Raw genomic sequence first — 14,150 nt, forward strand, 5'->3', positions numbered from 1 at the left:
GTGAGGAAACGACCCGCCAGCGGGCAGGCAAATCATCACTCGCGCCGTTGGGCATCGCACAAGCCGACACCATAAAACGGACGCCAGTGCGTTTGCATTGCAGGAGAAACCAATGACAAAAAAACCAACCAATGGGCATGCCCCCGCCGAGAACGGCGCTCGGCGCCACCTTCGCTCGCAGGAATGGTTCAACAATCCGCATAACCCGGGCATGACCGCGCTCTATCTGGAGCGCTATTTGAACTACGGTCTGACCCGCGCCGAGCTTCAGTCCGGCAAGCCGATCATCGGCATTGCACAAACCGGCAACGACCTCTCACCCTGCAACCGCCACCATATCGAGCTTGCTCATCGCGTCCGCGAAGGCATCCGCGAGGCCGGCGGCATTGCGATGGAATTCCCGACCCATCCGATCCAGGAGACCGGCAAACGTCCGACCGCGGCGCTCGACCGCAACCTTGCTTATCTCGGCCTGGTCGAGATCCTCTACGGCTATCCGCTCGACGGCGTGGTGCTGACCACCGGCTGCGATAAGACCACGCCGGCCTGCATGATGGCGGCCGCGACCGTCAACCTGCCCGCGATCGTGCTGTCGGGCGGCCCGATGCTGAACGGCTGGCACAATGGCGAGCGCACCGGCTCCGGCACCATCGTGTGGAAATCGCGCGAGCGGCTCGCCGCAGGCGAGATCGACTATGAGGAATTCATGGAGATCGTGGCGTCATCGGCGCCCTCGGTCGGCCATTGCAACACCATGGGCACCGCCTCGACCATGAACGGGCTTGCGGAAGCGCTCGGCTTCTCGCTACCGGGCTGTGCGGCGATCCCCGCGCCTTATCGCGAGCGCGGCCAGATTGCCTATGAGACGGGCAAGCGCGCCGTCGAGATGGTCTGGGAGGATCTAAAGCCCTCGGACATCCTGACCCGCGAGGCGTTCGAGAACTGCATCGTGATCAACTCGGCAATCGGCGGCTCGACTAACGCGCCGATCCACATCAACGCGCTGGCGCGCCACATCGGCGTGGAGCTCTCGATCGACGACTGGCAGAAGGTCGGCCACGACGTGCCGCTGCTGGTCAACATGCAGCCGGCCGGCTTCTATCTCGGCGAGGAATTCCACCGCGCCGGCGGCGTGCCGGCGGTGGTGCGCGAATTGATGAAGCACAAGCGGATCCACGAGAACGCGGTCACCGTGAACGGCCGCGGCATCGGCGAGAACTGCGCCAATGCGCCGAAGCCCGACAACGACGTGATCTGGAATTACGACAAGCCGCTGGTCAAGGACGCCGGGTTCCTGGTGCTGCGCGGCAATCTGTTCGATTCAGCGATCATGAAGACCAGCGTGATCTCCAAGGAGTTTCGCGACCGCTATCTCAGCAACCCCAAGGACCTCAACGCCTTCGAGGGCCGTGCCATCGTGTTCGAGGGACCCGAGGACTATCACGAGCGGATCGACGATGCCTCGCTGGACATCGACGAGCATTGCGTGCTGTTCGTCCGGGGCACCGGGCCGATCGGCTATCCCGGCGGCGCCGAGGTCGTGAACATGCAGCCGCCGGCGGCGTTGATCAAACGCGGCATCCTCGCCCTGCCCTGCATCGGCGACGGCCGCCAGTCCGGCACATCGGGCTCGCCCTCGATCCTCAACGCCTCGCCGGAAGCTGCCGCCAATGGCGGGCTGGCGATCCTCAGGAACGGCGACAAGGTGCGCATCGACCTCAACAAGGGCAGCGCCAACATTCTCATCTCCGACGACGAGGTGAAGAAGCGCCATGCCGACCTGGCGGCCAATGGCGGCTTCAAGCATCCGCCGAATCAGACGCCGTGGCAGGAGCTTTATCGCAACACCGTCGGCCAGCAGTCGACCGGCGCCTGCATGGAGCTGGCGACACGCTACCAGAACGTCGCCGGCACGTTTGGTGTCGCGCGGGATAATCACTAACCACTCGTCATTGCGAGGAGCGAAGCGACGAAGCGATCCAGACTGTCTCCACGGTGAGATTCTGGATTGCTTCGCTTCGCTCGCAATGACGGCTCGAAATTCCAATGCAAGGTGAGGAGAATTACAAATGGCAGACCGCCTCAAAGGAAAGCGTGCCGTCATCACGGCTGCAGCGGCAGGCATCGGACGCGCATGCGCCATCGCATTCGCGCGTGAAGGCGCGACCGTGATCGCCACCGACATCAACGAGAGCGGCATCGCGGGCCTGGCCAAGGAAGGCATTGCCGAGACGGCGAAGCTCGACGTTCGCAACACCGCCGACGTCAATGCCTTCGCCAAGCGCGTCGGCAAGGTCGACATCCTGCTGAATGCGGCGGGCTTCGTGCATCACGGCACCATCCTGGAGTGCTCGGAAGAGGATTTTGATTTCTCGTTCGACCTCAACGTCAAGTCGATGCACCGGACCATCAAGGCATTCCTGCCGGACATGCTCGCGGGCGGCGGTGGCAGCATCGTCAACATCTCCTCCTGCGCGGCGCTGCGGCCGCCGGCCAATCGCTACGTTTACAGCTCCTCGAAGGCCGCGGTGTCGCTGCTGACGCGCGCGGTCGCGCTCGACTTCATCACCAAGGGTATCCGCTGCAACAGCATCTGCCCCGGCACCGTCGAGACGCCCTCGATGCTCGACCGCGCTGCCGCGCAAGGCCCGCAGGGCAAGGAGATGTTCGTCTCCCGCCAGAAGATGGGCCGGCTCGGCACCGCCGACGAGATCGCATCCATGGCGATCTATCTCGGCAGTGACGAGAGCGCCTTCACCACCGGCGTCGACCTCGTCGTCGACGGCGGCTACATGCTCTGATTAGTCCTCATCCCGAGGAGCCGCGACAGCGGCGTCTCGAGGGATGGACCACGGGCTCAATGGTTCGAGACGCGCGCCAAGTGCGCGCTCCTCACCATGAGGGATAGATGAAGGGATTTCGCGATGAACAAGATCGATCTCAACGGCCGCGTCGCCATCGTCACCGGCGGCGCGCAGGGCTTTGGCCGCGCCATCACCCAGCGCTTTGTCGATTCCGGCGCCAAGGTCGCGATTTGGGATTTTGACGCCGCGCTGGCCGAGAAGACGGCGAAGGAGATTGGCGACAGCGTCCGCATCTTCAAGGTCGACGTCACCGATACCGCAGCCGTCGAGCAGGCCCGCGATGCGACGCTTGCGGCCTTCGGCAAGATCGACATCCTCGTCAACAATGCGGGCATCGCCGGCGTCAACAAACCGGTCTGGGAAACCGATCTCGAGGAATGGCGCAAGGTGCTGCGCATCAACCTCGATGGTCCCTTTATCGTCTGCAAGGCGATCGTGCCCACGATGCTCAAGCAGAAATACGGGCGCATCGTCAACATCGCCTCGATCGCCGGCAAGGAAGGCAATCCGAACGCCTCGCACTATTCGGCCTCCAAGGCCGGCCTGATCGCGCTGACGAAGTCGCTCGGCAAGGAATTGGCGGCGCATGACATCCTCGTCAATGCGGTGACGCCTGCGGCTGCGAAGACCGCGATCTTCGACCAGATGACGCAGCAGCATATCGACTTCATGCTGTCGAAAATCCCCAAAGCGCGCTTCGTGCTGGTGGAAGAGCTCGCCGCGATGGCGGCCTGGCTCGCATCGGAGGACTGCGCGTTCTCGACCGGCGCCGTGTTCGACATCTCCGGCGGGCGGGCAACCTACTGAGGGCATCATGATCAGAGAAGGCGGCTGCCTCTGCGGCGCGGTGCGGTTCAAGGCGGAAGGCGAGCCGCTCAACGTTCGCATCTGCCATTGCCGCATGTGCCAGAAGGCAATGGGTTCGCCCTACTTCGTCCGCGCGCAGTTCGACCAGCGCGCCCTGACCATCGAGGGTGACACCGCCCGCTATGCGTCGTCCGAGAACATCGATCGCGTGTTCTGCAAACGCTGCGGCACGCACCTGTTCTCATGGCGGCGCAACGGCACGCTGGCGGGCGTCGCACTCACCACGTTCGATGATCGCAACGCCTTCGCGCCGACCGAGCACATCTGGGTCTCGGAGAAGCTCGCCTGGCTGAAGCTCGACGACGGGCTGACGCAGTATCCGGGCACGATCCCGGCGTGAATTTTGGCGGCAGCATAGCGGCTTCGGGCCACGCGGATCATTTGCAGCGTGGCATTTCGGAACCGGCCACCCTATGTTGAGGTGAAGCGTTGCTGCACCACCGGTTTGGCTGGGTCGGCTGCATGACCGCAGGCAAACCGGGACGGACGAGCCGTGAACATTTCTTTCTATGACATATCGGTGTGGGTGCTGCCGCTGGTGCTCGCCATCACCTTCCACGAGGCCGCGCACGCCTTCGTCGCATACCGTCTCGGTGACACCACGGCCTGGCAGCTCGGCCGCGTCAGCTTCAACCCGCTCAAGCATATCGACCCATTCGGCACCGTAATCCTGCCGGCGACGCTGCTGTTTGCGCATTCGCCGTTCCTGTTCGGCTATGCCAAGCCGGTACCGGTGAATTATCGCAACCTCAACCATCCCCGGCTCGACATGGTCTGGGTGGCGTTGGCCGGGCCCGTCACCAACATCCTGCTGGCGCTCGTCGCAGCTCTTGCCCTGCACGCCCTGCCCTGGGTGCCGGCCAGCTCGGCGCAGTGGATCTTCGACAACCTCAAGAATGCGCTGTTGATCAACGCGGTGCTGGCGGTGTTCAATATGATGCCCATTCCGCCGCTCGATGGCGGGCGCGTCGCGCTCGGGCTGTTGCCCCGGCCTCTCGCCCTGCCGCTGGCCCGGCTTGAGCCGTTCGGGATGCTGATCCTGATCGGTCTCTTGATCCTGCTGCCGCTGGCGGGCTCCCAGTTCGGTCTAAATCTTGATGTTATTTCAGCAATACTGCGAACGTTGACCGGTTATGTGATTCAGACTGTTCTCATTCTGACCGGCAATGCGTAGTTGAACAGCCACACACCCGAACACAAGCCGAAGGGCTCGAGGCCGACTTGGTCAAAGCTGCCGATATGCTGATCGCGCGACGCGCCGACACCCGCGCCCGCGCCGATTTTGCCACCTGGAAGATGATGGCCAAGCTCAACGGGTCGTCCGCGCTGCCTCCGGAAGCGCAGGAGTTCCTCGTCAGCTACAAGAACATGCTGGCGCAGATGAACGAGGGCGAGGCCACAGAGGCCACCATCGGCGTGATCTACAAGGCCTATTATTCCGAGATGGGCGGCGCAGGAACCCCGCCCGACGTCCGTCCCCGGGCGCCTGAAACGGCGTCGGACAATGTTACCGCCTTCCGCCGCCCAGAACCGAAGCCGAAAAAGGTCAATTTCTTCGGGGCAGCGACCGCAGGCGCAACCCAGAAACGTCCGCTTCCGGTGGCGCTGATCTTCGCTTGCCTGGTCGTTGTCTATGTCGCGATCAGGCTCTACTGGCGCTGAGCCGCCTTCTTCTTTTTCTTGGCGTCCGGCGGCGTGAAGATGATGTCGACGGTGCGCTCGAACCGGTCTTCGGTCAGCCCGGCCGGAGGCTGCGGGACGGGATCGGACTTGCGGACGATCGAGATCGCGGCCGTATCGTAAGCTGCATCCCCGGACGACTCCACGACGTCGACCGAAAGCACGTTGCCCCGTCGGTTGATCGCGAAGGAGACCTTGACCTTCTGATTGTTGGGCTGCTTCCCCTCCGGATTGACCTTGTGGGCCGTGAGGTGCGCGCTGATCTTGCGATTCCAGTCGGCCGTCAGCTTCAGCATGTCCTTGCCGATGCCAAGCACAGGCGCCAGCGCCTTCTCGGCCTCGCGGGCGTCCTCATCGAGTGTCTGCCGCGCCGTCGCAACGGACTGCGGCGAGGCCTCCGCAGCGGGGGTTTCAATCGCCGCGATCTTCGGGTCCTCGTCCTGCGGCTTCTTCGAGATGTTTTCGGTGACGACCCGATCGGGATCGTCGACCTGTTGCGACTGATCCTTCGGAAGCTCGGTTTCCTTGGTCTCGGCTTTTTGCTCGGGAAGCGCCTGCTGCTCCTGCATCGCTTCACTGTCCGGTCCGGGCGGAAGATCGGTGTCAGGCGCCTTCGGCGAGGCCATCTCGACGGCGAACTCCGCGCCGGCTGCCCCCAGGCCATCGTCGCCGTCATCGGTTTGTAAATGGGCCAGCGCGAGCGCGGCACCACCCAGATGCAGCGCGAGCGCTGCCACCGCTGCCAAAATCCAAAGCTTCCGGGGTGGTCTGGGTTCGTCCGACATAGCGGGCCTCTAAGGCTGAGCGGCGCCTGCCGCAGGCGCCCCCGGAGCGCCTTCCAGCGCAACCAGCTTCACCCGCGAATAGCCGCCTGCGCGCAACAGCTCCATGACGCCCATCAACTCGCCATACGGCACCGAGCGATCAGCGCGCAGGAAGACATACTTGTCCTTGCTCATGTCCGACAGGCCGTCGAGGGTGCCGATCAACTCGGCGCGGTGGACCGGGTTCTCTCCGATCGCAAGCGTCAAATCGGGCTTGATGCTGAGATAGGTCGGCTTGTCCGGCTTCTTCTGCGGCGTCGCGCTCGACGTCGGCAAATCGATCGGCAGGTCGACCGTGGAGAGCGGCGCTGCGACCATGAAGATGATCAGCAGCACCAGGATGACGTCGATGAACGGCGTGACGTTGATCTCATGCGTCTCGCCGAAATCATCGTCGTCGTCATTGTCTGCGAGCGAAACGCCCATGGTTCACTCCGCCGCGCGCGAATGCACGCTGCCGTGGCTGCGGTCGAGATCGCGCGAGAGCAGCCGCCCCGCCGCGCCCGAGGCACGGCTGACGAGTTCGAGATAGCTCTTCGTCACGCGCGAGAAGTAGTTGTAGATGATGACGGCGGGAATGGCGGCGACAAGGCCGATCGCGGTCGCGAGCAGCGCCTCGGCGATGCCGGGCGCGACCACGGCGAGATTCGTGGTCTGCGACTTCGAGATGCCGATGAAGCTGTTCATGATGCCCCACACCGTGCCGAACAGGCCGACGAAGGGCGACGTGGAGCCGATGGTCGCGAGCACACCCATGCCGACGCGGATGCGCCGCGCCTCCGCGCGCACGATCTCGGAGAAGCTCGAGGCGGCCCTCTCCTTGATGCCGGTATCGCTGGACAGGCCGGCCGACATCCGCGCCTCGCGCAGCGCCGCCGCCAGGAACGACGGCAGGATGCCCTCCTTGGAGCCGAGTGCCATCTGCGCTTCCGCGAGCGAGCGCGCCTCCGCGATCTTCTTCAGCGCCGAACGAAGTTTTGCCGAGGCAACCGACAGCTCGATCGACTTGGCGATCAGGACCGTCCAGGTCATCAGCGATGCGAAGGCGAGCCCGATCATCACCGCCTTCACGATGATGTCCGCCGACTGGAACATCACCCAGGGCGACAGTTCCTTCATGGCCGGCGCGATGCCGACCGCCGCATCGGGCTTTGCCGCCGCCGGCGCGGCAGCTGAGGGAGCCGCGGCGGGCGCGGCCGGCTGAGCTGTCGATTGGACCGGCGTCGCCGGCGGGCTTTGTGTCTGGGCAGAAACAGGGGATGCGAGCCAGGCGGCCGCCAACATCAAGGCTGCGGCAACGCTTGCTTGGAAGGACATGATCTTCATACTTCGGCCCAGTAGCGAATGAGGTTGTGATAGATACCCGTCAATTTGACCGTTTCGGGATCGTCACGCCCGAGCCGTTCCACCAGCGCCTGAATCGCGGTGTCGAGGTCAAAGATCATGCTCCGGGCTTGACCGTCCCGTATCATGCTCTGAAGCCAGAAGAAAGACGCAACCCGCGTTCCCCTCGTCACCGGGGTGACGAGATGGAGGCTGGTCGAGGGATAGAGCACGCAGTCCCCGGCTTGCAACTTGACTTCGTGCGAACCGTAGCTGTCCTCGATCACAAGTTCGCCACCATCGTACTCCTCCGGCTCGGCCAGGAACAAGGTGACCGACAGGTCTGTACGGATGCGAAGGCCGGTCAGGCGGTCGCCGCGGACCGCATTGTCGACGTGCAGGCCGAAATGGTGGCCGCTGCTGGCCGCATAGCGGTTGAACAGCGGCGGGAAGATCTGGAGCGGAATTGCCGCCGCGATGAAGCGCGGGTTCGACGTCAGCGCCGAGATGATGCGGTTGCCGAGCTTGCGCGCGACCTCGCTGTCCGGCGGCAATTGCTCGTTGCGCTTGACCATCGCCGACTGCGAGCCGGCGGTGGAGCGCCCGTCTTCCCAGTCGCTGGCGTCCATGATGCGGCGGAAATCCGCCACATCATCCTTGCTCAAAACGCCTTCAATGCATGTCAGCATGGCACCTCGTCATGACTTCATCAGTAGCGCGCCGAGATCACCAGATAGGCGGCGCGTCCCGGTGCTTCCAGCACGAACGGTGCCGCGCTCTGGTACAGCGCGTCGTAGTAGCGCTTGTCGAAGATGTTGTTCACGAACAGCTTGACCTGCCAGTTCTTGTTGATCTTGGCCTCCGCGAACATGTCGAAGCGCCAGTAGCTTGGGATCGACGTGCCCTGGTTGGCCGCGAGCAAGGTGCCGCCGTAGATCTTCGAGCGGTAAACCGCCTGCCCGCCAAGCTCCCAGACATCGGTGAGCTGATATTTCGAGAGCAGGCTGAACGACTCGTGCGCAACATTGGCGAGCGGACGGCCGACGTTGGTGGGATACAGGGTCTTGTTCGCGGACGGCGCCAGCGACTGCGTCACCTCCGACTGCATCAGTACGAGACCGCCGAATACGCTCCACTTGTCGGTGATCTTGCCACCGACACCGAGATCAATGCCGCGGATGCGGTAGGCTGCGCCGGCCGTGATACAGGACACCGAGCCGGTAGTCGCCGGTACAGTTACTGGATAGGGACAAGTCGCCGTTGCCGTTGCCGCGGTAATGTTCTGCGATTCGCGCGCGTTGTCCTTCGTGGTCTGAAACAGCGCCGCCGTCAGCAAAAGGTGACGGTCGAACAACTCCCATTTTGTGCCGAGCTCGATCGCCTTGTTCTTCTCCGGCCCGAAAATCTGGTTCGTACTGCCGTTGAGGACGGGTGTGAGACCACCATAAGCGGTGCTCGTCCCATCGAACTCGGCACCGACGGGATTCGCTGAGGTCGCATACGCCACGTAGACGCTGCCATTCGGAAGCGGCTTGAGCGTGAGACCGAGGTTGAAGTTCGGAATCAGGAACTCGGCAGACTGCTGGCCAAACTGGCTCACGCCACCGACCGTTCCGTATCCCGACGTGTTGATCTGGTAATTATCGTAGCGGAAACCGCCGTTGAGGATCAGGAGGTCGCGATAATTCGCGCTATCCATGACGTAGCCGCTGACGGTGTCGATGCCGATTTTGGTCGGCAGCCCTGCCAGCGCGAGCGCTTTGCCGGGCAAAAACGTATCTTGGGGAAAGAAGACGCTGACGCCCGTCGGCGAACCGGATGGGCTTACGGGCACTCCGTTCCCCTCCGAGGTGAGCCCGAGATACTTGTCGATCGACGATCTCTCGCGATCGACTTCGATTCCCGCCAGCGCGGTATGCTTGAACCCGGCCCCGTCCTGAAATTTGTAGGTCGCCTCCGTCTGGTTGGCGGTCACGTCGGTGATCTGGAGACGGCTTTGCGGATTCATCGTGAGCGTCGAAGCCGAGAGCGGGGTGCCGTTGATCGGGCTCTCCGGCAGCGTTCCGACGTAGTTCTGCGTCGAGCGCGACGCACGGAACCTGTTGCTGACCATCAGGTCCGGGGTGATCTGCACTTCCGCGTTGAGCGAACCGATGTCCTGGCCGGTCCGGTAGAAGTCGCGATTGATCTGGCCATACCAGTTGTTGCGGTTGGCGCCGAAGTCCGGGAACGGACCGCCGGCGGTCGACGCGGTGCTCGGCCGATAATAGGGCACACCGAAGTCCGGAACTCCCGTCAATTCGGTATGAATGTAACCAGCCGTGACCTTGACAGCATCGACAGGCTTCCAGGTCGTCGCGACGAAAGCGCCATTGCGATTGTCCTTGACGAAATCGCGCCCGGCGACACCGGCATCCTGGAACAGACCGCCGGCACGAACGGCCAGTGTCGGGTTGATCACCTGGTTGACGTCGAGGGTGACACGCTTGGTCTGGTCGGTGCCAAACGTGGTGTCCATGTTGTAGAAGCTCTTCTCCGTCGTCGCCTGCTTGGTGACGATGTTGATCGCACCACCGGCGACACCGCGACCGGCAAAGGTCGAGCCGGGACCGCGCAGGATCTCAACCTGCTCGGTGAAGAAGTTCTCACGAACGCTCACGCCGGGATCGCGGACACCGTCGATGAAGATGTCGTTGCGGGCGTCGAAGCCGCGGATAAAGAAGCGGTCACCGAAGGCGTTGCCGCCCTCGCCTGTTCCAAGCGTCACGCCAGCCGTACTCAGGATCGCCCGTTTCAGCGACGTGGCGTTCATGTCCTCGAGCACATCCTTTGTAAGCACAGTGATCGATTTTGGCGTGTTGAGGATCGGCTCGGGGAATTTGCCTGACGCCTGCACCCGGGTCGCCATGTAAGGCGCGGCGGGATTTGCGTACGGATCACGGTCGGCCGCAAGACCGCCTGGATTGACGACTGGCGCCGTTGCTGCCTGCTGCCGCTGCGCCGCGCGCCGAAGCGCATTGCGCGCGCGGACCTGGTCGGCCGCCGGTTTCGAAGCCACGGGGCGCGGACGCTGGACCGGCGCATCGACCGTCACCGGCGGCAGGTTCGACTGCTGCGCCTGAGCCCCGCTCGAAACTGACGCGACGGCGATCAGACTGGCCACTGCAGAAACGGTCTTGCCCGTCGCAGCATCCAAATTGTTGCCGAATGATTTCCGAACAGCGACCGGACGCAACGATCGCGGTGTTTTCGTCATGCTCATCACACGCCCCGCAGTGTTTTTGCTTCCATTGGCCGCGTTGCGACAACGCGACGCACCGGTGCTATCGGGCGTATTGATGGGGGTCAACGCGATCACGGCAACACACCGGAGGAATCCGCCCATTTCAAAGCAATTCTAAACTTGCCTGCGCGCGTCACTTTGTAAGCGTTCTAATCTCGAGTTTGTAAGCGTTCTAAACTGATGCCGATTTTGTCCCTCGGACACCGGTGGCACGCACTCTCACCATCGGATGCGGAAGGTGGAGGGATGCCCGCCATGGCGGACATCCCAGCCTTGGATAGACGAAATCAGAACTTCGCCGTCGTCACGAGATAGAATGCCCGGCCCGGCGCGACCGCCACGAACGGCACGGCGCTGCGGTAGAGCGTATCGTAGTAGAGCTTGTTGGTGAGATTCTGCGCGTAGAACTTCATGGTCCAGTTCTTGTCGATCTTCTTCTCGACGAACGCGTCGAAGCGCCAGTAGCTCGCGAGCTCGTTGCCGGTATTGGCCGCGAACGTGCCGCCATAGACTTTCGAGCGGTACACCGCCTGCCCGCCCAGCTCCCAGCCGCCATCGAACTTGTACTTGGTCAGCATGCTGAACGACTGGTGCGCGACGTTGGCGAGCTGCAGGCCGAGGTTGGAGGCGATGTTGCTCTGCGTGACCTTCGACTGCATCAGCACGATGCCGCCGAAGATGCTCCAGCGATCGGTGATCTTGCCCTCGGCCTCGATGTCGATGCCCTGGATGCGGTAGGCAGCGTTCGACGTGAGCAGGCCCGCGGCGTTTGTCTCGCGCGCATTGTCCTTCGTGGTCTGGAACAGCGCAGCGCTGACCAGCAGGTGACGATCCGCCAGCTCCCATTTGGTGCCGAGTTCGGCCGCCTTGTTGCGCTCGGGCCCGAGCAGGATGGCCGTGTTGGCCGGAACGCCACCGTAGTCGGTGCCGGTCGCGTCAAGCTCCGAGCCGAACGGATTGGCCGAGGTCGCATAGGCCGCATAGACGCTGCCGATCGACGTCGGCTTGTAGACCAGGCCGACGTTGTAGTTGACGAGGTCGGCGTTCATTTTCAGGTAATTCGGCGAGTTGGTCGACGAGCTCATGTTGTAGCCGTCGTAACGGATGCCGCCATTGACGATGATCGTGTCCTGCCAGTTGGCGGTATCCATGACGTACACGCTGCTGGTGTTGACACCATAGCGCGTCGGATTTCCGGTCAACGACGGCGATCCGAACGGGATGTTGGTGTACTGGGGGGAATAGAGATTGACCCCTGTAACGGCGCCGGTGCTGGTGAAGGCGCTGCCGGCCAGTTCCGACGCGAGGCCGGCGTAACGGTCGATCGAGATGTTCTCGTTCGCATATTCCACGCCGAATACGGCAGTGTGCTTCACCCCGCCGGTGTCGAGCTTGAACGTGGCCTCGTTCTGGTTGGCCCACACGTCCACGTTCTGCAGCCGGCTCTGCGCGCTGGCCGTCGTGGTCCAGAGCAAGGGATTGGGGCTGGTCGTATTCGGGTTCTGCGGCAGCGTGCCGATGTAGTTCAGCAGCGAGTGCTCGCCGCGCACTTTGCTGCTCAGCGTGATGGCCTCGTTGACCTTGTACTCGATCGTGCCGGTGCCGAAATCCTGCCGCGCGGTCTGGAAGTCGCGGTTGAGGAAGCCGTACCAGTTTCCACGCGGAATGCCGGCGGACGTCACCGGCACGTTACCCTTCTTGTAATAAGGCACGCCGAAATCCGGCAGGCCGCTGAGATCGGTATGGACGTAGTTCGTGGTGATCTTGATGTCGCTGGTCGGGGTGTACTTGGTCGAGATGAAACTGCCCCAGCGATTGTCGGTGACGTAGTCGCGGCCGGCGACGTTGGCATCCTGGAACATGCCGCCGGTGCGCACCGAGAAGGTCGGATCGATCACCTGGTTGACATCGATCGTGACGCGCTTGGTCCTGTCGGTGCCGAACTCGGTATCCATGCGCTTGAAGTTGGTGTCGCCGGCCTGCTTGGTGACGATGTTGATGGCGCCGCCGGCGGTGCCGCGGCCGGCATAGGACGAGGCTGGCCCGCGCAGAATCTCGATCTGCTCGGTGAAGAAGTTCTCGCGGATCGAGACCGCGGGATCGCGGATGCCGTCGATGAAGACGTCGTTTCGCGCGTCGAAGCCGCGGATGAAGAAGCGGTCGCCGAAGGCGTTGCCGCCCTCACCCGATCCCAGCGTCACGCCGGCGGTCGAACGGCCGATCTCCTTCAGCGTCGTGGCATTCTTGTCCTCGAGCACTTCCTTGCTGAGCACCGTGATGGTCTTCGGCGTGTTCAGCATCGGCTCGGGAAACTTGCCGGAGGCCTGGACGTGGTCGACCTTGTAGGGCGCCGCCGGATCGGAATAGGGATTGCGATCGACTTCGCCGGCCGGGACCGTGGGCGCGGTCTGCTGCGCCGCCTGCTGCCGCTGCGCGGCGCGCCGAAGCGCATTGCGCGCGCGGACCTGATCCGGCGTCGGCTTCGAAACCGCGGGACGCGGACGCGCGACGGGAGCGTCGACCGTCACCGGCGGCAGGTTCGACTGCTGCGCCTCTGCGCCGCTCGACACCGACGCCACCGCGATCAATCCTGCAACGGCAGAAACCGCCTTGCCAGAATGCCCATCGAACTTGTTCTCAACCGAATGCCCCCCTGCGATCGAACGCAACGATCGCGGCACAACTGCCAGCTCCATCCCAACGCACCCCATCTTGAATTCATCGATCCGCAACATGCGCGATGAACGATGGGCCGGTGCTATCGATCGAGAAAATGCAGGTCAATGCAGTGTGATCCGTTCGATCACTTGAAATCGTCCAGTTCAAATCGATTCTAAAATCGAGCTTTGTAATCGATCTAAATCCGCGCGACATAGTGATGCAGTTGATCTGCACGCGCCTTGCTTCACACGGTAGCGTGTTGCAGCTCAATCGCTGCTCGGCGGCTTCATCAGCGAGAACAATTCGTCGATGGTCTTCTGCGCCACGGCGCGCACGCGATCGCTATCGTCCATGCCGGCGATGTTGACGCCGTTGACGACGGCTTTGATCTCGTCGCGGAAGTCCGTGAGGAAGCGCAGGGGATCACGCTGCTCGTTGGCAACGCGTGCGATCAGTCCCGTGATCAGAATCTGACACGCGATCAGCTTGCCGTTCAGCTCGTCCATCCTGCGCTCCCTCTGGTGGCGGGGCCGATATGAACGATGCCGATTTTCCTGACAACCGAAACGGCCTCTGCACGGTTTAGAACCGTTCTTGTAAAGCGTCCGCCCCGGCGGCTCTGCGCGGCGCCATTCAGCGTGGCGCACA

General features: G+C 63.0%; 13 protein-coding genes. 6 read left to right on the forward strand and 7 right to left on the reverse strand.

What is annotated here, in order from left to right; all coding sequences use genetic code 11:
- The first annotated feature begins 112 nt into the window (after positions 1-112).
- The 6 genes from ABIB06_RS08885 to ABIB06_RS08910 all read left to right on the forward strand — a co-directional run bounded on the left by ABIB06_RS08885 (position 113) and on the right by ABIB06_RS08910 (position 5,393).
- Positions 113-1,942, forward strand: a complete 1,830-nt coding sequence (locus tag ABIB06_RS08885; RefSeq protein WP_354046747.1) for an IlvD/Edd family dehydratase — start codon at positions 113-115, stop codon at positions 1,940-1,942.
- A 127-nt stretch (positions 1,943-2,069) separates the two neighbouring features.
- Positions 2,070-2,801: an SDR family oxidoreductase gene (locus tag ABIB06_RS08890; RefSeq protein WP_354046745.1), complete on the forward strand. Its 732-nt coding sequence runs from the start codon at positions 2,070-2,072 to the stop codon at positions 2,799-2,801.
- 123 nt (positions 2,802-2,924) lie between these two features.
- Positions 2,925-3,671 (forward strand): SDR family NAD(P)-dependent oxidoreductase, encoded by a 747-nt coding sequence (locus ABIB06_RS08895; RefSeq protein ID WP_354046743.1) that lies wholly within the window; start codon positions 2,925-2,927, stop codon positions 3,669-3,671.
- A 7-nt stretch (positions 3,672-3,678) separates the two neighbouring features.
- Positions 3,679-4,071 carry a GFA family protein gene (locus tag ABIB06_RS08900; RefSeq protein WP_354046741.1) on the forward strand — a complete coding sequence of 131 codons (393 nt, stop codon included), beginning with the start codon at positions 3,679-3,681 and terminating at the stop codon, positions 4,069-4,071.
- A gap of 153 nt (positions 4,072-4,224) precedes the next feature.
- Positions 4,225-4,905 (forward strand): site-2 protease family protein, encoded by a 681-nt coding sequence (locus tag ABIB06_RS08905; protein ID WP_354046740.1) that lies wholly within the window; start codon positions 4,225-4,227, stop codon positions 4,903-4,905.
- Positions 4,906-4,970: 65 nt separating this feature from the next.
- A complete protein-coding gene (locus ABIB06_RS08910) occupies positions 4,971-5,393 on the forward strand; it encodes a hypothetical protein (RefSeq protein WP_354046979.1) in 423 nt (140 codons plus the stop codon).
- Here ABIB06_RS08910 and ABIB06_RS08915 read toward each other — a convergent pair.
- From ABIB06_RS08915 to ABIB06_RS08945, 7 genes are all read right to left on the reverse strand, one after another.
- A complete protein-coding gene (locus ABIB06_RS08915) occupies positions 5,381-6,196 on the reverse strand; it encodes a TonB family protein (RefSeq protein ID WP_247446797.1) in 816 nt (271 codons plus the stop codon). The two genes, ABIB06_RS08910 and ABIB06_RS08915, sit on opposite strands and share 13 nt — an antisense overlap.
- A gap of 9 nt (positions 6,197-6,205) precedes the next feature.
- The gene (gene exbD / locus ABIB06_RS08920; RefSeq protein WP_247446796.1) at positions 6,206-6,661 is read right to left on the reverse strand and encodes a TonB system transport protein ExbD; all 456 of its coding nucleotides are present in this window, start codon (positions 6,659-6,661) and stop codon (positions 6,206-6,208) included.
- Positions 6,662-6,664: 3 nt separating this feature from the next.
- On the reverse strand, positions 6,665-7,561 hold the full coding sequence (gene exbB, locus ABIB06_RS08925) for a tonB-system energizer ExbB (protein WP_354046738.1): 897 nt from the start codon (positions 7,559-7,561) through the stop codon (positions 6,665-6,667).
- Positions 7,558-8,247: a Fe2+-dependent dioxygenase gene (locus ABIB06_RS08930; protein ID WP_354069117.1), complete on the reverse strand. Its 690-nt coding sequence runs from the start codon at positions 8,245-8,247 to the stop codon at positions 7,558-7,560. The genes exbB and ABIB06_RS08930 overlap by 4 nt, the downstream gene beginning before the upstream one ends.
- A 20-nt stretch (positions 8,248-8,267) precedes the next feature.
- Positions 8,268-10,820, reverse strand: a complete 2,553-nt coding sequence (locus ABIB06_RS08935) for a TonB-dependent receptor (protein WP_354046735.1) — start codon at positions 10,818-10,820, stop codon at positions 8,268-8,270.
- A gap of 308 nt (positions 10,821-11,128) precedes the next feature.
- Positions 11,129-13,537 (reverse strand): TonB-dependent receptor, encoded by a 2,409-nt coding sequence (locus ABIB06_RS08940; RefSeq protein WP_354046733.1) that lies wholly within the window; start codon positions 13,535-13,537, stop codon positions 11,129-11,131.
- Positions 13,538-13,768: 231 nt separating this feature from the next.
- Positions 13,769-14,008, reverse strand: coding sequence for a hypothetical protein (locus ABIB06_RS08945; RefSeq protein WP_247345835.1), 240 nt, complete (start codon positions 14,006-14,008; stop codon positions 13,769-13,771).
- Between the last annotated feature and the right edge of the window lie 142 nt (positions 14,009-14,150).

Source organism: Bradyrhizobium sp. LB8.2, from assembly GCF_040548035.1.
GTDB lineage: Bacteria > Pseudomonadota > Alphaproteobacteria > Rhizobiales > Xanthobacteraceae > Bradyrhizobium.

Excerpts from the sequence above, each read along its gene's own strand:
- ABIB06_RS08940 (WP_354046733.1), bottom strand. The coding sequence starts at position 13,537 with ATGGAGCTGGCAGTTGTGCCGCGATCGTTGCGTTCGATCGCAGGGGGG.
- exbD (WP_247446796.1), bottom strand. The coding sequence starts at position 6,661 with ATGGGCGTTTCGCTCGCAGACAATGACGACGACGATGATTTCGGCGAG.
- ABIB06_RS08895 (WP_354046743.1), top strand. The coding sequence starts at position 2,925 with ATGAACAAGATCGATCTCAACGGCCGCGTCGCCATCGTCACCGGCGGC.
- ABIB06_RS08945 (WP_247345835.1), bottom strand. The coding sequence starts at position 14,008 with ATGGACGAGCTGAACGGCAAGCTGATCGCGTGTCAGATTCTGATCACG.
- ABIB06_RS08935 (WP_354046735.1), bottom strand. The coding sequence starts at position 10,820 with ATGAGCATGACGAAAACACCGCGATCGTTGCGTCCGGTCGCTGTTCGG.
- ABIB06_RS08885 (WP_354046747.1), top strand. The coding sequence starts at position 113 with ATGACAAAAAAACCAACCAATGGGCATGCCCCCGCCGAGAACGGCGCT.
- ABIB06_RS08930 (WP_354069117.1), bottom strand. The coding sequence starts at position 8,247 with ATGCTGACATGCATTGAAGGCGTTTTGAGCAAGGATGATGTGGCGGAT.
- ABIB06_RS08890 (WP_354046745.1), top strand. The coding sequence starts at position 2,070 with ATGGCAGACCGCCTCAAAGGAAAGCGTGCCGTCATCACGGCTGCAGCG.
- ABIB06_RS08915 (WP_247446797.1), bottom strand. The coding sequence starts at position 6,196 with ATGTCGGACGAACCCAGACCACCCCGGAAGCTTTGGATTTTGGCAGCG.
- ABIB06_RS08910 (WP_354046979.1), top strand. The coding sequence starts at position 4,971 with ATGCTGATCGCGCGACGCGCCGACACCCGCGCCCGCGCCGATTTTGCC.
- exbB (WP_354046738.1), bottom strand. The coding sequence starts at position 7,561 with ATGAAGATCATGTCCTTCCAAGCAAGCGTTGCCGCAGCCTTGATGTTG.
- ABIB06_RS08900 (WP_354046741.1), top strand. The coding sequence starts at position 3,679 with ATGATCAGAGAAGGCGGCTGCCTCTGCGGCGCGGTGCGGTTCAAGGCG.